This window comes from uncultured Brevundimonas sp., assembly GCF_963977465.1.
Taxonomy (GTDB): Bacteria; Pseudomonadota; Alphaproteobacteria; order Caulobacterales; family Caulobacteraceae; genus Brevundimonas.
On the sequence record NZ_CAXBOQ010000002.1, the window covers coordinates 199,010 to 221,217 of the forward strand.

Annotated in this window: 22 protein-coding genes and 2 riboswitches; of the genes, 12 read left to right on the forward strand and 10 right to left on the reverse strand. The window is 66.2% G+C overall.

Translation table 11 applies throughout. The features are described 5' to 3' along the window. Nucleotides 1-61: 61 nt before the first annotated feature. The 4 genes from AAC067_RS04875 to AAC067_RS04890 all read right to left on the reverse strand — a co-directional run bounded on the left by AAC067_RS04875 (nt 62) and on the right by AAC067_RS04890 (nt 2,052). Complete coding sequence (locus AAC067_RS04875) at nt 62-517, reverse strand: hypothetical protein (RefSeq protein WP_339930146.1); 456 nt, start codon at nt 515-517, stop codon at nt 62-64. A 68-nt stretch (nt 518-585) separates the two neighbouring features. Then, entirely contained in the window at nt 586-1,029 is a 444-nt protein-coding gene (locus AAC067_RS04880; protein ID WP_339930148.1) for a protease inhibitor I42 family protein, read from the reverse strand. Further along, nucleotides 1,026-1,583 carry a hypothetical protein gene (locus AAC067_RS04885; protein WP_339930150.1) on the reverse strand — a complete coding sequence of 186 codons (558 nt, stop codon included), beginning with the start codon at nt 1,581-1,583 and terminating at the stop codon, nt 1,026-1,028. The genes AAC067_RS04880 and AAC067_RS04885 overlap by 4 nt, the downstream gene beginning before the upstream one ends. Before the next feature lie 79 nt (nt 1,584-1,662). Further along, nucleotides 1,663-2,052 (reverse strand): hypothetical protein, encoded by a 390-nt coding sequence (locus AAC067_RS04890; protein WP_339930152.1) that lies wholly within the window; start codon nt 2,050-2,052, stop codon nt 1,663-1,665. A gap of 116 nt (nt 2,053-2,168) precedes the next feature. Here AAC067_RS04890 and AAC067_RS04895 point away from each other — a divergent pair, with 116 nt between their 5' ends. From AAC067_RS04895 to AAC067_RS04935, 9 genes are all read left to right on the forward strand, one after another. After that, the gene (locus tag AAC067_RS04895; protein WP_339930154.1) at nt 2,169-2,927 is read left to right on the forward strand and encodes a LuxR C-terminal-related transcriptional regulator; all 759 of its coding nucleotides are present in this window, start codon (nt 2,169-2,171) and stop codon (nt 2,925-2,927) included. A gap of 121 nt (nt 2,928-3,048) precedes the next feature. After that, nucleotides 3,049-3,708, forward strand: a complete 660-nt coding sequence (locus AAC067_RS04900) for a hypothetical protein (RefSeq protein WP_339930156.1) — start codon at nt 3,049-3,051, stop codon at nt 3,706-3,708. A 52-nt stretch (nt 3,709-3,760) separates the two neighbouring features. Beyond that, a complete protein-coding gene (locus AAC067_RS04905; protein WP_339930158.1) occupies nt 3,761-4,390 on the forward strand; it encodes a hypothetical protein in 630 nt (209 codons plus the stop codon). A gap of 108 nt (nt 4,391-4,498) precedes the next feature. Then, a riboswitch (glycine riboswitch) is annotated at nt 4,499-4,596 on the forward strand. Between the two features lie 4 nt (nt 4,597-4,600). Further along, nucleotides 4,601-4,710: riboswitch (glycine riboswitch) on the forward strand. Nucleotides 4,711-4,767: 57 nt separating this feature from the next. Then, nucleotides 4,768-5,883 carry a glycine cleavage system aminomethyltransferase GcvT gene (gene gcvT / locus AAC067_RS04910; RefSeq protein ID WP_339930160.1) on the forward strand — a complete coding sequence of 372 codons (1,116 nt, stop codon included), beginning with the start codon at nt 4,768-4,770 and terminating at the stop codon, nt 5,881-5,883. Nucleotides 5,884-5,893: 10 nt separating this feature from the next. After that, nucleotides 5,894-6,259, forward strand: a complete 366-nt coding sequence (gcvH, locus tag AAC067_RS04915; protein WP_339930162.1) for a glycine cleavage system protein GcvH — start codon at nt 5,894-5,896, stop codon at nt 6,257-6,259. A 133-nt stretch (nt 6,260-6,392) separates the two neighbouring features. After that, nucleotides 6,393-7,739 carry an aminomethyl-transferring glycine dehydrogenase subunit GcvPA gene (gcvPA, locus tag AAC067_RS04920; protein ID WP_339930164.1) on the forward strand — a complete coding sequence of 449 codons (1,347 nt, stop codon included), beginning with the start codon at nt 6,393-6,395 and terminating at the stop codon, nt 7,737-7,739. Between the two features lie 20 nt (nt 7,740-7,759). After that, nucleotides 7,760-9,334 carry an aminomethyl-transferring glycine dehydrogenase subunit GcvPB gene (gene gcvPB, locus AAC067_RS04925; protein WP_339930889.1) on the forward strand — a complete coding sequence of 525 codons (1,575 nt, stop codon included), beginning with the start codon at nt 7,760-7,762 and terminating at the stop codon, nt 9,332-9,334. Between the two features lie 219 nt (nt 9,335-9,553). Then, a complete protein-coding gene (locus AAC067_RS04930; protein WP_339930166.1) occupies nt 9,554-9,964 on the forward strand; it encodes a hypothetical protein in 411 nt (136 codons plus the stop codon). A 108-nt stretch (nt 9,965-10,072) separates the two neighbouring features. Continuing rightward, nucleotides 10,073-10,543, forward strand: coding sequence for a DUF6789 family protein (locus AAC067_RS04935; RefSeq protein ID WP_339930168.1), 471 nt, complete (start codon nt 10,073-10,075; stop codon nt 10,541-10,543). A gap of 63 nt (nt 10,544-10,606) precedes the next feature. Here AAC067_RS04935 and AAC067_RS04940 read toward each other — a convergent pair whose 3' ends face one another. The 6 genes from AAC067_RS04940 to ileS all read right to left on the reverse strand — a co-directional run bounded on the left by AAC067_RS04940 (nt 10,607) and on the right by ileS (nt 16,354). After that, nucleotides 10,607-11,125, reverse strand: a complete 519-nt coding sequence (locus AAC067_RS04940) for a F0F1 ATP synthase subunit B (protein ID WP_339930170.1) — start codon at nt 11,123-11,125, stop codon at nt 10,607-10,609. Between the two features lies 1 nt (nt 11,126). Next, entirely contained in the window at nt 11,127-11,714 is a 588-nt protein-coding gene (locus AAC067_RS04945; protein WP_339930172.1) for a hypothetical protein, read from the reverse strand. A 68-nt stretch (nt 11,715-11,782) separates the two neighbouring features. Continuing rightward, on the reverse strand, nt 11,783-12,007 hold the full coding sequence (locus AAC067_RS04950) for a F0F1 ATP synthase subunit C (protein ID WP_339930174.1): 225 nt from the start codon (nt 12,005-12,007) through the stop codon (nt 11,783-11,785). 52 nt (nt 12,008-12,059) lie between these two features. Next, complete coding sequence (locus tag AAC067_RS04955) at nt 12,060-12,851, reverse strand: F0F1 ATP synthase subunit A (protein ID WP_339930176.1); 792 nt, start codon at nt 12,849-12,851, stop codon at nt 12,060-12,062. Between the two features lie 7 nt (nt 12,852-12,858). Then, the gene (locus tag AAC067_RS04960; protein ID WP_339930178.1) at nt 12,859-13,212 is read right to left on the reverse strand and encodes an AtpZ/AtpI family protein; all 354 of its coding nucleotides are present in this window, start codon (nt 13,210-13,212) and stop codon (nt 12,859-12,861) included. A gap of 217 nt (nt 13,213-13,429) precedes the next feature. Then, entirely contained in the window at nt 13,430-16,354 is a 2,925-nt protein-coding gene (ileS, locus tag AAC067_RS04965; RefSeq protein ID WP_339930180.1) for an isoleucine--tRNA ligase, read from the reverse strand. Between the two features lie 286 nt (nt 16,355-16,640). Between ileS and AAC067_RS04970 the strand changes: the two genes are divergently transcribed. The 3 genes from AAC067_RS04970 (at nt 16,641) to AAC067_RS04980 (ending at nt 22,152) form a co-directional block, all read left to right on the forward strand. Then, a complete protein-coding gene (locus AAC067_RS04970; RefSeq protein WP_339930182.1) occupies nt 16,641-17,198 on the forward strand; it encodes a DUF3828 domain-containing protein in 558 nt (185 codons plus the stop codon). A 186-nt stretch (nt 17,199-17,384) separates the two neighbouring features. Then, nucleotides 17,385-21,770 (forward strand): CHASE domain-containing protein, encoded by a 4,386-nt coding sequence (locus tag AAC067_RS04975; protein WP_339930184.1) that lies wholly within the window; start codon nt 17,385-17,387, stop codon nt 21,768-21,770. Continuing rightward, nucleotides 21,763-22,152 (forward strand): response regulator, encoded by a 390-nt coding sequence (locus AAC067_RS04980; protein WP_339930186.1) that lies wholly within the window; start codon nt 21,763-21,765, stop codon nt 22,150-22,152. Before AAC067_RS04975 ends, AAC067_RS04980 begins: the two co-directional genes overlap by 8 nt. Nucleotides 22,153-22,208 lie beyond the last annotated feature (56 nt).

Below are 22,208 nucleotides of genomic sequence, written 5' to 3' on the forward strand. Positions count from 1 at the left end.
CACGAAAACCGCCGCGGAGCCTGGGCCCCGCGGCGGTCTGATCGTTGGATTTCAGTCCGTATCAGTCGTCATGATCGCGGCGATTGTCGCGGCGATTGTCGCGTCGATCGTGGTCGCGGTGACTGCGATCGTCGCGGTCCCAGCGGTCGTTGTTGCGGTTGTCCCGTTGACGGTCGAAGCGCGAGATCTGTCCGGTGCGGGCATCGACCCTGAGGCTCACGCGCTGCCCGTAGTTGTCGCGCCCGACCAGATCATATCTGTTGCCGCGCTGGTTCACCGACTGAACGCGAACGCCCTGACGCTGGGCGATCTGGATGGCCTGGCGCTGCGAAACGCGGCCACGATAGTCGCCGTAGCGGTCGTTGCCGTACTGGTTGCCGTACTGGTTGTAGCTGCTGCTGGTTTGCGCCTGAACGACGGCACCGAGAATTTCCGGCCAGCTTTGAGCGGCGGCGGTGGTCGCCGGAATCGTCAGGGCGACGGCGGCGGCAACGGCGAGAAAGTGGCGGTTCTTCATGGTCGGTACTCCTTTTGACCTGCCGCCAACCTGGGCTCCTGCGCGTGAACCTGTTCTGAACGCGCCTGTTATCTGCCGGGCGGTTCGCCATCGGCCAGGATCTGCACCGTCAGAACATGGCGATCGAGGATGTGATCGGGCTCCCACGGCCGGGCCTCGACCAGGGTCAGGGTTTCCTCACCCGGCTTCATCGCGCGATAGACGAAGACCTGCCAGCTGGTGTTGCCGCTGGTTGCCAGGTCCCGCCCCGCCCGGTCGGCGGGGCCCCACAGGATGTCGTCGCGGTGCAGCAGGGTCGGGGCGGCGGCCTCGCGCCATTCGAAATGAGACTGCATCTCCAGCGCCAGGGTCTGGCCGACCACCACCTCAACCCGCTCGGCATCGCCGTACGGCCGGACGTGGACAACGTCACCGGACGGCGTCGGCGGCTCCACCGGGGTGAAGTCGGGTCCCGAGTGCCGGTCGCAGGCCGTCAGGCTGAGGATCAGGACGAAGAGGGCGAGACGAATCACGGTCCCGGGTCCCGCAGGGCGTCGATGACGGTGTCGTGCAGGTTCCACTTTTCGGTGCCGTCAGGCGCGCGCGAGCGGATGTTGGCGATGCATCCGCCGTCGCCGAGCATGAACTCCAGATCGATCGGTTCGCCGAAATTGGTGAAGCGCACCCTCACGGCGGGATGACCGTCGGTTCCGGCGTTCTGAAAGGCATAGGTGATCGCGGACAGCTCAGAGTCCTGACCGTCGACCAGATAGCCGAAACCGATGCCGTAGCTGCCCGGGCGGCTGTACAGACGGATCATGTCCGCGGCCAGACCGGGGCTGAACCAGGCGTTGGCACTGGCGGGATCGGCCTCGTCGATCACCATGTCGGTTTCGTACAGGCTGCGGATCCGGGCAACGGCAGCGGTCGCGTCGGGGCCTGGCTGGTGATGGCCGATGATCGGGAGGGGCGCAGCGGGGGCGGGGCCCTCCCGGGCCACGGCGATTCCGGTACCGGCGAGCGCAATGGCGAGAGCGAACAGGCCCAGACGGCTGGAATGGCAGCCCCAAGCGGAGATCGTGGCCATGGTGACGGCTCCTTCTGTGGTCCCGGGATCGTAGGACGGGCGCGCCGCACGGGTAAAGACCGGTGATATTTCGGGTCCGTCAGTCATAGCCCCAGCTGAGGTAGCCGACCGGGCGGGGCACGCAGAGGCGTCCGTTGACGGGCCAGTCCATGGTCGCATAGCCGCTGCCGGGCGTGGTGGGGCCGTAGCTGTTGAGGCCGCCGACGCTCCAGCCCCGCCCCTGGTTCGCGGTGGCGGGACAATAGTAGGGACCGTAGTCGCTGTAGGGGTCGTTGAGATCGCGTCGAGCCAGCTGCCGCAGATGGCGGAGTTCGGCGCGGCGCGACTCCAGACAGACCTGATCGTAGCCGCGAAACCGGCCGTTACGGTCGTCGACCGAACAGATTTCATAGTCACCCGGGCCGAGCGACTGAGCCCGCGCAGGCGACACAATGGCCAAGCCGATCAGCAGGGCGGACAGGGCGATCATCGGTAGAACGATGTGATGTAAAAGCCTGCCCGAGGGTTGCCAATTGTTGTTGCCGGTCATTAGGTTCAATCCGGGGCTGCATCGAAGGTCGCAGGGTTGCGGCGGGAGATTGCGAAATGACGCCTGAACTGGAGCGTCTGCTGGGGGCCATGGCCGGCGCTCAAGGCAGAAACGATGTGATTCTGGCCGCCTATGCGGAATTTGTCCGCTCGTGCGGTCTGGATCATTTCGTGCTGGGGATGGCGATCGGCGATCCTGACGTCGACCAGACCGTCGAAATCCAGACTTCGTTGCCCGACGCGTGGATGGAGGAATATTACGCCCTCGATCACCTCAGTCACGACTATGTCGTGCATCAAATGGGTGGCCTGTGCCCCGATCGCCCGTTGCTGACCACGGCCTGGGGCCAGGCGACGGCGGACCAACCGGAGGTCAGCGCCCGGACCGGTCAGGTGTTGCGCGGGGTGGCCGACGCCGGTCTGGGTGATGCCCTGTCGTTCTTGGGGCAGGGCGTGACCGGCGGTGAGCAGAGCTGGTTTGGTGCGACGTTCGGCTGCCAGCGAAGAGGGCGAGAGGCCGTGCTGGAGCGGATCAACGGCCGTCGCAACGAGTTGCTGATCGCCTCCTTCGCCATGTTTCCCTATCTGCGGCCGGCCCTGGAGCGTCGTCACGCCGGGATCGAGGAAGACTTGACCAGCCGCGAGGCCGATGTGCTGGCGCGTTTCGCCCAGGGGCTGAGACCGGACCGCATCGCCCACCGGATGGGGATATCGAAACGCACGGTCGACATGCATTCGGTCAATGCGCGCCGCAAGCTGAAGGCCCGGACCCTGGCCGAGGCGACCGCGAAGGCCGTCCGGTTTGATCTGATCTGAGCGCAACATCGGCTCAGGGTCGGCCTGAACCCTGCAGCGGTCTAGATGTGAGTTTTCACAGGTCGTGTCGGCGCGGGAATGCTGGGACAGTTCGGCTGGCGTGGGCCCAAAGGAGGTCGGGATGGGACGAAAGTTGACGGTCGGGCTGGTCGCCATGGCCCTGGTCCTGCCGGGCCTGTCCCGGCCCGCGCGGGCGCAGGATCCCCTGCCGGCGGCAACGTTCCGGCTCCATTGTTTCGACGACAGTGCAGAAAAAACCGCGGTCGAGGCCGAGAGAATCGTTGCCCTGCTGGAATTCGCCGAGGCCCATGACGGTGAGCCGGTCTATCTGGACGCGGTGATCCAGGCCGATGCGGGGGCCGGAGCCTGTAGCCGCGACCTGTCTGAATTTCCGGATCAACCCGGACCGGATGAGGGGCGTGCCCGGATCACCGTCGATCCGTGCCGCGTCGCACCACGCCGTCACGAGGAGGGCCGCCATTGCTGGCGGCCTGGCATGGTCCACGTCAAGGCAATCGGTCCTCCGATGGTGTGGTCCAACTCGATTGTCCTGCCGGCGCAGGCTGACATTCCGGAGACCCTGCCGTACCGCATTCGGGGCTATGGTGACTGGTTGAACTATCAGGGACCGTTCATCGTCCATTTCTACGACGGCACGGGCTACGCCTATGCCACCTTCCATGTGCCGGATGCGGCCGTGCCGGGGGTGTGGGAGCGGGCCCGGGTCAATGCGGACATCCGGAAACAGGCCCGGGCCGACGCCACCCGGCAGGAGCACTGATGGCCGTCGTCGAATTTCGCATGATCGGGTTGCGATCCCGCTGGAGGACAGGATGAGACAGCAATGGGCGGCGCTGGCTGCGCTGAGTATCGGACTGTCGGGGCTGTCCCAGCCCGCGCAGTCGCAGGAGCCTTTGCCGGCGGTATCTGTGCGGTTGGGGTGCCATGACGAGGGGGCCGAGGCGACCGGGACCGAGTTGGACCGGATGGGCGATCTGCTTGAGTTCGCCCGCGCCCATGACGGGCAGGCCGTCTATCTCGACGCGGTGATCGCGGCCAATGACGGGGCGGGGACCTGTAGTCGCGATCTGTCGGAATTCCCGGATCAGCCAGTGCCGGAACCGTTCCGGGCGATGATCACGTTTGATCCCTGCCGGATCGAGACCGCTGAAGGTGAAGCTGCGCAGCGCTGTGTGCGGCCGGGTATGGTCGATGTCCGGGCCTACGGGCCGCCGCTGGCAATCTCCAATTCGATCATCCTGCCGGCACAGGAAGATTTGCCGCTGTCCCTGCCCTACCGGATCTACGGTTACGGCGACTGGCTGAACTATCAGGGTCCGTTCATCGTGCGGTATATGTCCGGCACGGGCTATGAGTACGCGACCTTTGACGTGCCGGACGCGGCCCTGCCGGGGGTATGGGACCGGGCCGGGGTCAATGCGGCGACGCGGCCGCAGGATTGACCGTGATCTGCTGAATTCCGGTGGTCGTCCGGGCCGCTGAAGGCCCGGATTGGCGTGTTTTCGGACCCCGTCTCGCTTGACTCGCAGGCGGAGTCGGGGAAAGGGTCGCTCGCTCTCGCGGGAGAGATCGGCGGCCCTTCGGGATCGTCGGGGCCGAAGGCGCAACCGCCCCGGAAACGCTCAGGCAAACGGACCGCGAGGACATTCGGACGCTGGAAAGCCGCTCAGGAATTCATTCCCGGGGCGCGCCGACGGAGCAAGGTGACGAATGGGGCGGATGCCCCTGACGGTGCCGGAATCTCTCAGGCTTCAGGACAGCGGGGGCGCGAGGACGGCGGAGCTTTCCGCTTTTAACACGCGACTCTGAAAGACCGAAGATGACCGACCAGACCCTCAAGACCACGGCCCTGAACGCCGCCCATCGGGCCCTGGGCGCGCGCATGGTCGGCTTCAGCGGCTATGACATGCCGGTGCAATATGAAGGCGTGCTGGCTGAGCACCGCTGGACCCGCGAACACGCCGGCCTGTTCGACGTGTCGCACATGGGCCAGTGCAAGCTGACCGGGGCGGACGCCGTGGCCCAGTTCGAGCGCTTCGTGCCCGGCGACTATGCGATCCTGAAGGCGGGGCGGCAGAAATATTCGCTGCTGCTGAACGCCGAGGGCGGCATCCTTGATGATCTGATGGCCGGACGGCCCGATCACGATGGCCTGTTTATCGTCTTCAACGCGGGCAACAAGGACGCCGACGTCGCCTTTGTGAAGCCGCAGCTGACCGGGGACGCGACCCTGAAGGTGCTGGACGACCGGGCCCTGATCGCCATCCAGGGACCGGAGGCGGCCGAGGTCATGATCAAGCACGAGCCGGTGCTGGCCGAGTTCGGCTTCATGGACTGCGCCCGGTTGATGCTGTTCGGGGTCGACTGTTTCATCTCGCGTTCGGGCTACACCGGCGAGGACGGTTTCGAGATTTCAGTACCCAACGCCGACGCCGAGCGGATCTGGAACACACTGCTGGAGGACGCCCGGGTCAAGCCGATCGGCCTGGGGGCGCGCGACAGCCTGCGGCTGGAAGCCGGTCTGCCGCTGCATGGTCATGACATCGACGCCTCCACCAGCCCGGTCGAGGCGGCGCTGACCTTCGCCCTGTCCAAGAGCCGCAAGGAGCGGGCCGACTTCAACGGGGCCGACCGCATCCTCAAGGAACTGGCCGAGGGTCCGAGCCGCGTTCGCGTGGGCCTGAGTGTCAAGGAGGGGGCTCCGGCCCGCGAGGGGGCCGAGATCGCCGACATGGACGGCACCGTCATCGGCGCGGTCACTTCGGGTGGACCGTCGCCGACCCTGGGGCGCAATATCGCCATGGGCTATGTGCCGCCCGCCTTCGCCGAACTGGGTACGGAGCTGAAGGTTCTGGTGCGCGGCAAGCCCGCCGCCGCCGAGGTCGTCGCCACGCCTTTCGTCGCCGCCCGCTATTATCGCAAACCCAAAGTCTAGGACCATCACCATGCGCTTTACCAAGGATCACGAGTGGGTTCGCCTCGAGGGCGACGTCGCCACGGTCGGCATTTCGAAGCACGCCGCTGACGCCCTGGGCGATGTGGTGTTCGTTGAAACGCCGGACGCCGGCAAGGCCCTGACGAAGGGCGACAGCTTCGCCGTCGTCGAGAGCGTCAAGGCGGCATCCGATGTCTATGCCCCGGTGTCGGGCGAAGTGGTCGAGGGCAACGCCGCCCTGGCCTCTGCCCCCGAGACCGTCAATGCCGATCCCGAAGGCGAGGGCTGGTTTGCGAAGATCAAGGTGTCGGATGCGAGCCAGATCGACGCCCTGATGGACCGCGCCGCCTATGACGCGTTTCTGGCCACGCTCTGAATTTTCAAGAACCCTCTCCCGTCGGGAGAGGGCAGGGTGAGGGGTTACGGTTCGTCCGCGAGCCGCCACCCTTCGCCACCGTAACCCCTCATCCCAACCCTTCTCCCAATGGGAGAAGGGCTCGGAGACACCGATGCGCTACCTGCCCCTGACCTCTGACGACCGGACCGCCATGCTGGCGGCGATCGGCGTGAAATCGATCGATGACCTGTTCGTGGATGTGCCGAAATCGGCGCAGCGCGACGGCTTCGTCGACCTGCCGCGCGTGGCCGGGGAGATGGAGGTCGAGCGGGCGCTGTCGGCGCTGGCGAGCAAGAATGTTGCGGCGGGGTCGGTGCCGTTCTTCTGCGGGGCCGGGGCCTATCGCCACCATGTGCCGGCCACGGTCGACCATGTGATCCAGCGCTCGGAATTCCTGACCAGCTACACGCCTTACCAGCCGGAAATCGCCCAGGGGACGCTGCAGTATCTGTATGAGTTCCAGACCCAGGTCGCCAATCTGACCGGGATGGAGGTGGCCAACGCCAGTCTCTATGACGGCTCGACGGCGATGGCCGAGGGCGTGCTGATGGCCACCCGGGTGACACGCCGCAACAAGGCGGTGATCTCGGGCGGCGTGCACCCCCACTATGTCGAGGCGACCGAGACCGTGGTTCACGCGGTCGGCGTCGAGACCCAGGTGCTGACCGCGGCGGTCGACGCCGAGGCCGCGGTGATCGACCAGATCGGACCGGACACCGCCTGTGTCGTGGTCCAGACGCCCAACGTGTTCGGCACGGCCACCGATGTGACGAAGATCGCGGAGGCCGCCCACGCAGCCGGCGCCCTGCTGATCGTGGTGGTGACCGAGGCCGTGTCGATGGGCCTGCTGAAGTCGCCGGGCGAGATGGGGGCCGACATCGTCGCCGCCGAGGGCCAGTCGATCGGCAATGCCCTGAACTATGGCGGACCCTATATCGGCCTGTTCGCCTGCCGCGAAAAACTGATCCGCCAGATGCCGGGGCGCCTGACCGGCGAGACCGTCGACGCCGACGGCGAGCGGGGCTTCGTCCTGACCCTGTCGACGCGGGAACAGCATATCCGCCGCGACAAGGCGACGTCGAATATCTGTACCAATTCCGGGCTGTGCTGCCTGGCCTTCAGCATTCACATGACCCTGTTGGGTGAGACTGGCCTGCGCCGTCTGGCCCTGTTGAACCATGAGACGGCCGTGGCCACGCGCGACGCCCTGGCCGCGATCCCGGGCGTCGAGGTGCTGACCGGGCGTTTCTTCAACGAGTTCGCGGTCAAGCTGCCGAAGCCCGCCGCCGCCGTGGTCGAGACCCTGGCCGGGCAGGGGGTGCTGGCCGGTGTGCCCTACAGCCGCCTGGCCCCCGAGGCGGGGCTGGACGATGTGCTGCTGGTCGCCGCGACCGAGACGACAACCGCCGCCGATATCAAGAACCTTGCCGCCGCGCTGACGCGCGTTCTGGCCGCCTGAGGGATCCGATCATGAGCACCATGAACACCGTCGGCCGCCCGACCACGCCGAACACCGTCGAGACTAAGCCCGCCACCCTGACCGGCGGCCGCGGCCTGCTGCAGAATGAAATGCTGATCTTTGAGCGCGACGGCTGGGGCAAGACCGGGGTCGACCTGGCCGAGCCGAAGACCAATGGCAGTGATCTGGGCGATCTGGTGCGCAAGGACCCGATCGGCCTGCCGGGGCTGAGCGAGCCCGAGACGATGCGCCACTATGTGCGGCTGTCGCAGAAGAACCACGCCATCGACCTGGCCATCTATCCGCTGGGCTCGTGCACGATGAAGCATAATCCGCGCCTGAATGAGAAGATGGCCCGCCTGCCGGGCTTTGCCGATATCCACCCGCTGCAGCCGGTGTCGACCGTTCAGGGGGCGCTGGATCTGATGGACCAGCTGGCCCACTGGCTGACGACCCTGACCGGCATGCCGGCTGTGGCCATGTCGCCCAAGGCCGGGGCCCATGGCGAGCTGTGCGGCCTGATGGCCATCCGCGCCGCCCACCGGGCCGCGGGGCAGGGGCTGCGCTCCGAGCATCCGCGCAACAAGGTGCTGGTGCCGACCTCGGCTCACGGCACCAACCCCGCCACCGCCGCCTTCGTCGGCTATACGGTGGTCGAGGTCGCCCAGACCGATGACGGCCGGGTTGATGTGGCCGATCTGGCCGCCAAGTTGGGCCCGGACGTGGCCGCCATCATGGTGACCAACCCCAATACCTGCGGCCTGTTCGAGCGCGACATCATCGAGATCGCGCGGCTGACGCACGAGGCCGGGGCCTATTTCTATTGTGACGGGGCCAATTTCAACGCCATCGTCGGTCGGGTGCGCCCGGGTGATCTTGGCGTCGACGCCATGCATATCAACCTGCACAAGACCTTCTCGACGCCGCACGGCGGCGGCGGGCCGGGTGCCGGTCCGGTGGTGCTGTCGGCGGCGCTGGCCCCGTTCGCTCCGGCCCCCTGGGTCGTCAACGACGGCGACGGCTTCAAACTGGTCGAGCGGGCCGAGGACGAGGCGGAGCAGGCCTTCGGCCGGCTGTGCGCCTTCCACGGCCAGATGGGCATGTTCGTGCGGGCCCTGTCCTACATGATGAGCCACGGCTCGGACGGCCTGCGCCAAGTGGCCGAGGACGCGGTGCTGAACGCCAACTACATCAAGGCGCGACTGTCAGACGTGATGAGCGTGGCGTTCCCGGAAGGGCCGTGCATGCACGAGGCGCTGTTCGACGATCGCTGGCTGAAGGGCACCGATGTCACCACGCTCGATTTCGCCAAGGCGATGATCGACGAGGGCTTCCACCCGATGACCATGTATTTCCCGCTAGTCGTCCATGGGGCCATGCTGATCGAGCCGACCGAGACCGAGTCCAAGCAGGAGCTGGATCGCTTCATCCATGCCATGCGGGCGCTGGCCGAGGCGGCCAGGGCCGGGGATGTCGATCGCTTCAAGGGGGCCCCGTTCCACGCGCCGCTGAAGCGACTGGACGAGACCCGGGCGGCCCGGTCGCCCCAGTTGCGCTGGAGTGCGCCCCCGGGATCGAACAGCGCGGCGGTCTGACAGCCCGGGTAACGGCCCGTTCTGTGGCGGATCGGCCACGGGCCGGTCGGTGTCGACGGTGTCTTACAGAAGGTTCATCCGGTCGCCACGGTTCGGCCTTGGAACAGATTGTAAACGTCGTTGTGGCAAGGTCATCACGGTCGGCGAGTCGTCGTCGGTCAGGGTGAACCCGGAGCAATCCGGGGCGTTGCCAGTATCCCCGCTTGAGACCGATCCATCGTGACCTTCGCCATGTCCCTTTCCGAGCCTTATGTCCGCTTCCGGCGGTCGGCACCCGTGTTTGACCGGGCGGTGCGCTGGGGTCAGATGGCGGCCGGTGCGGGCCTGTTCCTGGCCGGGATCGCGATCGCGCCGCTGCCGGGCCCGCTGGGCGTGCCGGTGTCGATGCTGGGCCTGGCCCTGGTCCTGAAGAATTCCTACTGGGCCAAGCGCCAGTTCATCCGGGCCCAGCGCAAGCGGCCCAAATTCGTCTATCCGTTCCGCCGCCTGCTGCGCAAGAATCCGGAGTACGCTCCGGTGTTCTGGCAACAGGCGCTGCGAGCGGAGCGGCTGGTGTTGAGCCGCCGCCGCCGGATCCTGGCCCGGTTGCGCAAATTCACGCGCCGCCAGGTCCGTCGCGTTACCCGCTAGCCTCCTCCCGACCCCGCGCACGTGAATGTGAACGGCGTTACGCCCTGCAGGCGTATGCTTGTCCGTGCGGAAATCAGCGAAACACAGCGTTGGGAGGCGCTAGAAGTCATGATGTCACGCGTACAAAAAGGCATGATCGCCGGCCTGTTGGCCACGCTGGCGGTCTCGGTTCTCGAACTGGTCAATGTACTGTTTCTCAAATGGTTTGATCCGTTTCCGGCGGTGCTGGCGCACCTGATCGGCATGGACGGCAACCTGTCCGTGGGCTGGGCGGTGCATCTGCTGACAGGCACGGTGATTCTGGGACCCCTGTTCGGGATTCTGTACAGCCGGCTGCCCACCTCGACGCCCGAAACCAAGGGGATCGCCTTCGCGGTGGGCTCCTGGGTCCTGTTGATGCTGGTCATCATCATGATCGGGGATCCGCGCACCTTCACCGGCCCGACCGGCTTTGGTGTCGTCGGCTGGATGCTGCTGACCCATGCGGTGTTCGGGGTGGTCCTGGGCAATGTCTATGCCCGGATGCTCGCTCGAGAGCGGCACGCCCACACGGCGATCGACGGTGCCACGGCGCACTGAAACGACGAAGGCCCCGCCGGTTGCCCGGCGGGGCCTGGATGTTGGCTCGAAGCTTGACGCGGTCTAGTTCAGGCGGTTGCCGATCTGGGCGATGGCGGCATCGACCAGCGGGTCCTTGGTCTGACCGGCCAGACGGGCGGCGAGGATCTGTTCGGCGGCGCGGGCCGCCAGGTCGGCGGCAGCGGCCTTGACCTCGGCCGTGGCCTGGGCCTCGGCTTGGGCGATGCGTTGCTCGGCGAGGGCCTGACGACGCGTCAGACTTTCTTCCAGCTTGGCCTTGGCCTCGGTCTCCATGATGCGGGCATCGGCCTCGGCGGCGGCCAGCATCTGGCCGGCCTGAACCTCGGCCTCGGCCTTTTCGGCCCGGATCTGCTTCAGCAGGGCCTCGGCCTCGGTGCGCAGGCGGGTCGCCTCGTCCAGCTCGTTCTGGATCTTGGTGGCCGTGGCGTCCAGATGGCCGGCGATCAACTTGGGCACACCGGCGGCGACCAGGATGGCGAAGAACAGAATCAGGCCGACGCCGACCCACAGTTCGGGGTTCTGGAAGTTCCAGAATTCGGCCCAGGCAAAGAACATGTTCATGTCAGGCGGCTCCCTTGACGGCCGCGGCGACCTCGCCGGCACCGGCCTTGGTGCCGGTCAGGCGTTCGACGATGGCGGCGGCCGTGTCGGCCGCGATGGTGGTGACATTGGTCATGGCCGCATCGCGGGTCTTGCCGATAGCGGTCTCGGCCTCGGCGATCCGGGCGTTGACGACGGCTTCCTCGGCGGCACCGCGTCGGGCGGCTTCATCAGCGACGCGGGTCTTGGCAGCGGAGGCCATGGAACGGGAGGTGGCGCGGGCCTCGGCCACTTCGGCCTTGGCGACCTCAGCCTGGGCGGCCGCTTCGGTCTGAACCTGACGGGCGGTTTCCACCGCCGTGGCGATGGTCGCGGCGCGCTGGTCGATGACGCCGCGCAGACGCGGGGCGAAGACCCGGGAAATCAGCAGGTAGAGGGCGAGGAACAGGATGACCAGCCAGACAATCTGGCCGAACCAGTGCTGGAACTCGAACTGGGGCAGGCCGCCGCCTTCAACCGTGTGCAGGGCTTCGGTCGAGGCATGGGTATCCGCCACGTCAAGCGGGGTCGGGACCTCGGAATGAAGAACAGTATTGGGTGCAGGGGCCATGGATCGTCTGTCTTGAAATCAGGCGCGACGGCGCGGCCCGCAGGGGCCACGCCGTCGCCGGAACGGAATCAGCCGTAGAAGATCAGGATGCCGAGCACGAAGGCGAGAATGCCCAGGGCTTCGGCGAGGGCGGCGCCCACGAACAGGTTGCCGATCTGGCTGCCGGCAGCCGACGGATTGCGCAGGGCACCCGAGAGGAAGTTGCCGAAGATGTTTCCGACGCCGATGCCGGCACCGATCATGCCGAGGGTCGCGAGGCCTGCGCCGATGGCCTTGGCTGCTTCTACTTCCATAATCTCTAATCCTGGTTGGTCTTGGTTGGTGGGGGGAAAGACAGGCTTTGGCCTAGTGGCCGTGACCCAGATTGACCACGTCATTGAGATAGACGCAGGTCAGAACAGCGAAAACGAAGGCCTGAAGGAAGGCCACGAGGAACTCCAGCGCGGTCAGGCCGACGACCATGCCGAGCGACAGGGCTGCACCCGGAATGCCGAGATAGCCGAGGCCGCCCGAGGCCGCCAGTCCGCCCAGGGCGATGATGAAGCCGGCGAAGACCTTCAGCGCCACGTGACCGCCCAGCATGTTGCCGAACAGACGAAGGGCGAGGGTGATCGGGCGCAGCAGGAAGGAGACGAACTCAATCGGCACGACCAGGAACAGCACCGGCCACGGCACGCCCGACGGCACGAACAGCTTGAAGAAGCCGAGGCCGTGTTTGGCGAAGCCGATGATCAGCACCAGGCCGATGGTCAGCAGGGCGAAGGTGGCGGTCACGGCCAGCTGCGATGTGGCGGTGAAGCTGAGGAACAGGCCCAGTACGTTCATCGCCAGAATGAAGGTGAAGATGGTGAAGATGAAGGGGAAGAGCGACTTGCCCTCAGGGCCGATAATCGATTCGGCCAGATCATCGATCATGCCGAACAGGGCCTCGCCCGCGGCCTGCATCCGGCCGGGTACAACCTGCGCCTTGGCGGTCACCAGCGACAGGAACAGGATCACAAGGCCGAAGGCCACGGTCATGGCCAGGTGGGAATTGGTCACGGCCAGATGCACCGTGCCGACGAGCGGCAGGGTGACTTCACCGAAATCCAGGCCGGGCAGGGGCTGGATCTGGAACTGATGAATCGGATCGGCCATCGGGTCCTTAGTCTTCTTCGTCTTCGTCGAAGGGAACCGAGGGTGGCTCGCCTTCCAGTTTTGCTTGCGCCATCAGGCGATTCGCCGTCAGGCGCGCCATCCAGATCGAAACGGCGAAGCCCAGAAGGACGCCGCCGATAATGCCCACGGGGGCGGTTCCGAAGAACCGGTCCACGAGGAAACCCGCCGCCACACCCACGAACACGCCGCCGAACAGGTCGGCGAGGATACGCCACGCCTGACTGGCCGCGGCATGTCCCGCCGCCGAATGCTCCGGTCGCGCGGTTCGCGCTTCAAGAGCCGAGGCGCTGTCGTTAAGGCGTTTGATCGCCTCTTCGCGCGATTCCTTGGGCAGGGACATGGGTTGTTTTACTCAGCGTTCCGACGGGGTCGGTACGGGTCTGAATTCGGCGCGGAACCTATAGGCGAGGGGGGCGAAGGTCAAGGCGGGAAGGTCGTGCATCAAGACCCTGAAAACCCGCAGGATTGTTGCGTGTCCTGTGGGGTGCGGCGAAGGGTCCTGCGCTGTGGCGTGTTCTGAGGATTGTTCCCGCCCCCCTCCCTCCGGGGGGAGGGATTTAGCCGGCCCGCGCGGCGTCCCACCAGCGCACGGCATCGGCGTCCCGGGCGCTGAGCTCGGGGAAGGCGGGATCGGAACCGACGTCGGGCACCCGGCGCCAGGAGCGGGCGCATTTCGGGTGCTCGGCCAGCTTGACCTCGACCGTCACGGCGTCGCCACCGGGAACCAGTTCCGCCCCCGAGGTGCGGAACACCTCGGCCGGATCCAGCCCCTCGAAGGCGGCGAAGGCGGCGGCCGGGCCGGTAACCACGGGCCAGGCGTCCAGCGCCCCGCCGATGGTCTTGGCGCGGCGCGACTCTTCCAGCGCCTCGTTGACGACCTCCAGCACGGTCTCGACCGCCTCCCAGCGTCGGGCCTCTGCGGCGTTCTTCCACGCGGACGGGGTCTCGGGGATGACGCGCAGGCAGTTGGTGCCCGCCTCCGGGTAGCGGGTGGTCCAGGCCTCTTCCATGGTGAAGGGGGTCAGGGGGGCCAGCCAGGCAGTCAGGCGCATGAACACCTCATGCATGACGGTGCGGGCCGCGCGGCGACGGATCGAGTCGGGGCGGTCGCAGTAGAGGGCGTCCTTGCGGATGTCGAAATACAGGGCCGACAGGTCGTTGGAGCAGAACTCCAGCACCGGGCGGACCACGTCCTGGAAGCGGTAGTCGGCATAGGCATCGCGTACCTGGCCATCCAGTTCCCACAGGCGGTGCAGGATGAATTTCTCCAGCGGCGGCATCTGGTCCAGCGGCAGGCGTTCGGCCTCGTCGAAATCGGCCAGCGCCCCCAGCAGGTAGCGGACGGTGTTGCGCAGCTTGCGATAGGCGTCGACCGTCGTCTGCAGGATCTGTTTGCCGATCCGCTGGTCCTCGGCATAGTCGACCAGGGCGACCCACAGACGCAGGATGTCGGCCCCTGACTCCTTGATGATCACGGCCGGGTCGGTGGTGTTGCCCTTGGACTTGGACATCTTCTCCCCGTTCTCGTCCTGGGTGAAGCCGTGGGTCAGCACGGCCTCATAGGGGGCGCGACCGCGGGTGCCGCAGCCTTCGAGCAGGTTGGACTGGAACCAGCCGCGGTGTTGGTCCGAGCCTTCGAGATAGAGATCGGCGGGCCAGTGCGACGGACGGTCGCCGACATAGCCCAGGGCCGGGACCCGTGGCTCGAGCGTGAAGGCGTGGGTGCAGCCGGAGTCGAACCAGACATCGAGGATGTCGCCGATTTTCTCATAGCGTTTCGGATCGTGCTGGCCGAGGAAGTCGGCGTCGGGGCGATCGAACCAGGCGTCGGCCCCGCCCTCGGTGATGGCGGTCAGGATGCGGGCATCAACCTCGGCGTCATGCAGGGGCTGGCCGGTTTCCTTGTCGACGAACATGGCCAGCGGCGTGCCCCAGGCGCGCTGGCGGCTGATCAGCCAGTCGGGGCGGCCCTCGACCATCGAGCGGATACGGTTCTTGCCCGAGACCGGATGGAAGGCGGTGGCGTCGATGGCGGTCAGGGCCTTGTCGCGCAGGGTGTCGCCGTCCTTCAGGGCTTCATCCATGGAGATGAACCACTGCGGCGTGTTGCGGAAGATGATCGGAGCCTTGGAGCGCCAGCTGTGCGGGTAGGAATGCTCCATCCGGCCGCGCGCCAGCAGATTGCCCGCCTCGATCAGCTTCTCCATCACCGCCGGATTGGCCGGACCGAACTTGCCGGTCTTCTTGCCTTCGGTCTCCAGCACCTTGAGTCCGGCGAACAGGGGGACGGAGGGGTAGTAGGCCCCCTCGGCGTCGACCGTGTCCGGTACCTCGTGATGGCCGTGGGCCTTCCACACCTCGAAGTCGTCGGCCCCGTGGCCGGGCGCGGTATGAACGAAGCCGGTGCCGGCGTCGTCGGTGACGTGGTCGCCGGCGAGCAGGGGCACGGAGAAGCCATAGCCGGACGACAGGGCCGCCAGCGGGTGGGCGCATTCCAGACCCGAGGGGTCGATCGTGTCCAGCCGCGTCCAGGTCGCGATCTTCGCGGCCTTGAAGACCTCTTCGGCCAGCTTGTCGCCGAGGATCAGCCGGTCACCGGGCTTGGCCCAGGGTTCGAACTCCAGCCCGGTCTCCATGGCCGTGACCTCATACAGGCCGTAGCTGATGTCGGGACCGTAGCTGAGGGCGCGGTTGGCCGGGATGGTCCACGGGGTGGTGGTCCAGATGACGATCGACGGATTGGCATGACGGAAGCTGAGCAGGTCGTCGGGATGGTGGTCCGTCACACCGGTGACGGGGAATTTGACCCAGATCGTGGGGCTGGTGTGGTCGTGGTATTCGATCTCGGCGTCGGCCAGGGCGGTGCGCTCGACCGGCGACCACATGACCGGCTTGGAGCCGCGGTACAGCTGGCCCGAATTCTTGAACTTGTGGAACTCGCGGACGATGGCGGCCTCGGTGGCAAAATCCATCGTGGCGTAGCGGTTGTCCCAGTCGGCGGTAATGCCGAGGCGTTTGAACTGGTCGCGCTGCACGTCGATCCAGCCGGTGGCGTATTCGCGGCACGCAGCGCGGAAGTCGGCCTTGGAGACCTCGTCCTTGCGCTTGCCCTGGCTGCGGAAGCGTTCCTCGATCTTCCATTCGATCGGCAGGCCGTGGCAGTCCCAGCCGGGCACGTAGTCGACGTCATAGCCCAGCAGGAAGCGGCTGCGGACGACGAAGTCCTTCAGCGTCTTGTTCAGGGCATGGCCGATGTGGATGTCGCCGTTGGCATAGGGCGGGCCGTCGTGCAGCACGTACAGCGGAGCCTTCTGGGCCTGACGGGCGGTACGCAGGGTGGCGTACAGGTCACCCCATTGTTCGAGGATCAGCGGTTCCTTCTGCGGCAGGCCACCGCGCATGGGGAAGGGCGTCTCGGGCAGGAAGACCGTTTCGCGATAGTCGCGGCCGGTGGGGGACTCGGGAGTTTTGGCGTCGGCCATGGGGTGTCTCGGCGTGTTCAGGGTGATCGTTCGCAGGTCATTCGGGCGCGCCGCCGGCCGGCTGGCCGTCTGACGCGTGAGGTTCGATCCCGGCGTATGCGAGGCCGAAGCCTCGACCCCCGTCTTCGGAGGTCTTACGCCGGGTGGCTAATCGAAATCGGGCGAAGGACGCGGACGGTCATGGTCAGGCCGGTCTAGCAGAGGGGCGGGGGGCTGCGCCATAGCCGGTGTAAGCCTTGCCATGGGAGGATGGCGACGGGATACTGGGGTAACAGGGAGATTTCGCATGCGTGTTCCGTATCCGGCCGTACCGCTTGCCCTCGCAGCCTTTGCCGCCATTGCGGGCCTGGCGGCCTGTTCCGACCATGAGCCGACCCATATCCAGCCGGCGGCTGAGGTCGTCGCGGCCCTGCCGCCGGGGCGACCGGCCATCTATGCCGCGGCGCTGGACGGCCCCGAATCGTTCGTGCGGTCCCTGTATGCCGTCTATGCCGCGGACGGCGGTGGGCTGGAGCCGCTGCCGCCGGGGCGGGACCCGATCTACGGGCGGACACTGAACGCGATGATCGGGGCCGACTTCCGCAAGGCGGACGGCGAGGTGCCCTATCTGAACCACGACCCGATCTGCGGCTGTCAGGACAGCGACGGACTGACGCTCGACTCGGTGGTGGTGACGGAGACCGGCGCGGCGACGGCCGAGGCGGTCGTGGTGTTCACCAATCTGGGCGAGACGCGAACCCAGACCCTGAAGCTGCTGAAAGAGGGCCAGTCATGGCGGGTCGTCGACGTGCTGGTTCCGGGTGAACCGCCGCTGACGGAGCAGTTGCTGAAGGTGATCGATTAGGGACAGCCCTCGGTTCAGGGTTATCGGCTCCTTAAGGCGGCCGTCTCCACAGTGATCGTTATCGCTGACAACAAGCCGCGAAACCTGGACATGCCCCCGACTTCGCCCAACGGCCCGTACATGCGACCCGACGTGACCGCTTCCGGAGGCCAACCGTGGCCTCTGATCAGGGCGCACTGACCCGGTATGTGGATTTCCAGGCTGGGCCAGAGCCTTGCGGCCAAGACGGCCATACTCGCGATACTCTATATTCTGACCGGAATGCTGGGCCTGCTGCTGGCGGTGCCGCCGGGCTATGCGACCGTGATCTGGCCGGCCTCGGGGCTCGCGGTCGGCATGCTGCTGGTCTACGGGCCGCGGCTGTGGGGCGGGGTCCTGATCGGTGCCTTCGTTCTGAACCTGATCAATTCGAATGGTGTCAGCCTCGAAGGCGGTGTGGACGGGGTCAAGGTTCTGACCGCCTTCGGCATAGCCGTCGGGTCCACGGTCCAGGCGCTTGTCGGTCGCTGGCTGGTGGTGCGGTTGGTCGGCCTGCCGCTGGCGCTGGACCGAACGCGAAGCCTGCTGATTTTGATGGGTCTGACCGGACCATTGGCCTGTCTGATCGCGGCGAGCGTCGGCGTCGGCACGCTGCTGGCGGCCGGACTCGTCGCCCCGGCGGACGTCGTCAGCAACTGGACGACCTGGTGGCTGGGCGACGTGCTGGGTGTGTTCGTCTTCATGCCTCTGGTGCTGGCGGCTCCGGGCAATCCGCAACCGCCAACCTGGAAGGGGCGGCCGCTGGTCAAATTGTCCGTCCTGACGGCTCTGGTCCTGATCGTGCCCCTGGCACTGACCCTCTATGCGTGGAAGATCACGTCCGAGAATGTTCAGGAGCAGGGGCGGGCCGAATTCGCCGCCCTGACCTCCGAGAGCGAGGACGCGCTGCGTTTTCGCATGACATCCTATGACTATGCGCTGCTGGGTGCCGCGGCCTATTATCAGGGCAAGGAGCACCTGACCCGGGCCGATTGGCGGGCCTATGTCGAGACCCTGAATATCCGGCAACAGTTCCCCGGCATCAACGGCATCGGCGTGATCCTGCCGGTCGAACCCACCCAGCGGGAGGCCCTTGTCGCCCGGATGCAGGCGGACGGGGCCCCGCGCTTCCAGATCCATCCCGAGGCCCCTGGTCGGCCGCTCAATGTCATTACCTATATCGAGCCGATCGAGTTGAATGGTCCCGCCGTCGGACTCAACACCGGCTTTGAGGACAACCGGCTCAAGGCAGCCGACGTGTCCCGCACCACCGGTACGTCGACGATCACGCGCAAGATCACCCTGGTCCAGGATGACCGGCAGACACCCGGTTTTCTGATGTTGCGACCGGTCTACGAGGACGGCGCGCCGACGCGGACGGCCGAGCAGCGTACAGCGAACCTGCGGGCCTGGATCTACGCGCCCTTCATCGCGCGCAACCTGCTGGCGGATCTGACCGCAAGCCAGGGTCAAATCCTGGAGTTGAAACTCTATGACGGTCCAACAGAGTCCGCCGACTCCCTGATCTACGACAGCGCCGGCGCGCGGGAGGGGGCGCGAGCCCCGGCCTATGAGGTTCGTCGGTCGGTGACGATGATGCACCAGACCTGGCAGGTCGTGTGGTGCAGCACGCCCGCGTTTGAAAAGGCGCACCGGTCAGATCAGCCATTGATGGTTCTGATCGGGGGACTGCTGTTCACCGGCCTGTTCGGCCTGTTCGTGATCCAGGGTTCGGTCCGCACCACCGAGACGATGGAATGGCTGCTGCGGGACCAGAAATACACGGCCCCGATCCTGGTCTTTCTGATCGTCGCCGGCGGCGCGGTCTATCTGTACGACACGGCCCGGCAGCGGGAGGACGTGTTTGTGCAGGACGTGGTCCGCGAGCAGGCCGACAAGGTCGCCCTGCTGGTCTCGGTCACCATGAGCGACCGGCTGCGGGCGCTGAGGCGGATGGGGCGGCGCTGGGAGGTGGCGGGCGGGACGCCCGAAACCGAATGGCGGGCCGATTCCGACGGCTATATCGAGCAGTTCGCGGGCCTGAAGGCGGTGGAGTGGATCGACGACAGCCATCATGTGCGCTGGGTTCATCCACTGGCTGGAAACGAGTCGGTCCTCGGCCTCGATATCCTGTTCGACCAGACGCGGGCGGAGGCGCTGAACGGCGCGGCGGTGCGGTCCTCATTCACCGTCACGCCGCCGCTTGATCTGGTTCAGGGCTACCAAGCCATCATCGCCTATTCGCCCCTGCGTCGGGACGGGCAGTTCGCCGGCTTCCTCGCGGCGATATTCGCGACCGAGGATCTGTTCAACACGGCACTCGGCCATGAGGCCAGCGACAACTATGCGCTGACGATCACCAACCATGACGGAACGCTGTACGACAGCGCGCCTGACGGCCGGGCCCTGGTGTCGGGCCTGACGGTCAGTCGCGACATCCATGTCGCCGACGCCGTCTGGCGGCTGACGGTCACGCCGACGGTCGCGGTCGTGCGCAGCCAGTCGTCATTCCTGCCGCTCATGCTGCTGATCGGCGGCCTACTGATCGCGGGGCTTCTGGCCCTGACGATGCGGGCGATCCTGCTGACCCGGATGAAGTCCGCCTATCTGGTTCGCTCCAACCATCTGAACGACGCCATCCTGTCGAGTTCGGCCTATCTGATCATCGCAACCGACCGGGTCGGGAAGGTGGTCCTGATCAACAGGGCCGCGGAGGAGGCGCTGGGCTACGCGGCCGAGGATGTGGTCGACACCCTGTCCGCAGCGATCTGGCATGTCCCTGAGGAAATCGCGGCCCGGGCCGAGAGTCTGGGCGAGGAATTGGGGCGTCCGGTCGAGCCGGGCTTCGCGGTCTTCACCCTGAAGGCCGAGCGGGACGGGGTGGAGTCGCGCCAGTGGACCTTTGTGCGCAAGGGGGGCGACCGTTTTCCGGTCAACCTGACGGTGACGCCGTTGCGGGACCTGGCGGGTAACATCACCGGCTATCTGGGCGTGGCCGAAAACGTCACCGAACGACTGGAACAGCAAAGGGCGCTGCAGGACAGCGAGGAAACCTTCCGGGCGGCGATGGAATATGCGCCGATCGGGATGGGGCTGGGCTCACTGGACGGCGGCTGGCTCAAGGTCAGTCCGTCGCTGTGCGACCTGTTCGGTTGCAGCCGGGATGATCTTCTGGGCAGTGACATTCACAGGCTGACGCACGAGGACGATCTGGCCGCCTCGATCGAATTGCGCCGGCAGGTTCTGGCGGGCGAGATCAACAGCTACCAGACCGAAAAACGCTACTATCACAGCAGCGGCAGGATCATCTGGGCCATGGTCAACGCAGCGCTGGTGCGGGACGCCGACGGGGAACCGAAATATTTCATCGTTCAGGTGCAGGACATCACCGATCGCAAGGCGATGGACCGGATCAAGAGCGAGTTCATCTCGGTGGTCAGCCATGAGCTACGCACCCCGCTGACGTCCATTCGCGGTTCCCTGGGTCTGATCGTCGGGACGATGTCCAGGGACCTGCCGGCCAAGGTGTCGCGTCTGCTGGAGATCGCGTCGAACAATTGTGAACGGCTGATCCTGCTGATCAACGACATCCTCGACATCGACAAGCTGGCCTCGGGGCAGATGCGCTTCAACATCCAGACCCATCAGGTAGCCTGGCTGGTTACCCAGGCGGTCGAGGCCAACGCCGCCTATGCCGTGCAGTTCAACGTGGCGTTGGCCGTGGAGCCGATCGATCACGAGCTTGAGGTCGCGGTCGATGCCGACCGTCTGATCCAGGTCCTGTCCAACCTGCTGTCGAATGCCGCCAAATTCTCGCCGACAGGGCAGACCGTCATCCTGTCTGCGACAACGTCGGCAACGGGGCGGGTCCGCATCGCCGTGACGGATCGCGGACCCGGCATTACGCCGGAATTCAGCCTGCAGATCTTCGACAAGTTTTCGCAGAGTGACTCCTCGATCACGCGAGCACGCGGCGGGACCGGTCTGGGGCTGCATATCAGCCGTCAGATCGTCGATCATATGGGCGGGGAGATCGGGTTTGAGACCGAGGTCGGGGCGGGCTCCACCTTCTGGATCGAGTTCCCGGCGGTCGCCTCCGACCGGCCGGTGGTGCCGGATGAAGCCATGGATGAGGTGATAACTGGCGACGAAGCCACCGATCACGCCCGCCTGCCGCGCATCCTGCATGTCGAGGACGACGCGGATTTCAGCCGATTCCTGGCTGCGGCGCTTCATGGTCGGGCCGAACTGGTGACGGCGACGAGCGTGCGGCAGGCCGTGCGTCTGGTCGCCGAGCAGACGTTCGCGTTGGTGGTTCTGGATATCGGACTGCCTGACGGTGACGGCCTGTCGTTGTTACCGGTTCTGAAGGATCGTGACGGCGGTGCCATTCCGGTTGCCATCCTGACGGCGGCGGAAATTCCGGACAGCATCGTGCCGGATGTGGCCGTGGCGATGGTCAAGTCGCGCTTGTCGGAGACCCATATGGTGGAGGCGATCCTGAGACTGATCGGGACCGAAGAGGCTGCGGCCGGAGTGACTGATCATGACTAGCGTGCTGAACCATGTCCTGTGTGTCGATGATGATGCCGACATCCTCGAGGTGGTCCAGATCAGCCTCGAACTGGTCGGGGGACTGACCGTCACCGGGCTGGACAGTGGCACGCGCTGTCTGGCCGAGGTGGTGACGATCCAGCCCGACCTGATCCTGCTGGATGTGATGATGCCGGGGATGGATGGCCCGGCGACCCTGATGGCCCTGAAGGCCGAGCCGGAGCTGAAGGCGATCCCGGTCATCTTCATGACCGCCCGGGTCCAGGAGGCCGAGGTCGAACAGTATCTGGCCCTGGGGGCGGTCGCCGTCATTCCCAAGCCGTTCGACCCGATGACCCTGGCCGCCCAGATCAAGACCATCTGGGCGGGGCTGGACCGATAAGCTGCGTCGCGCGACCGGTCGGTGCCGCCAACTGCGAAGGTAAGGATTGAGGCGCG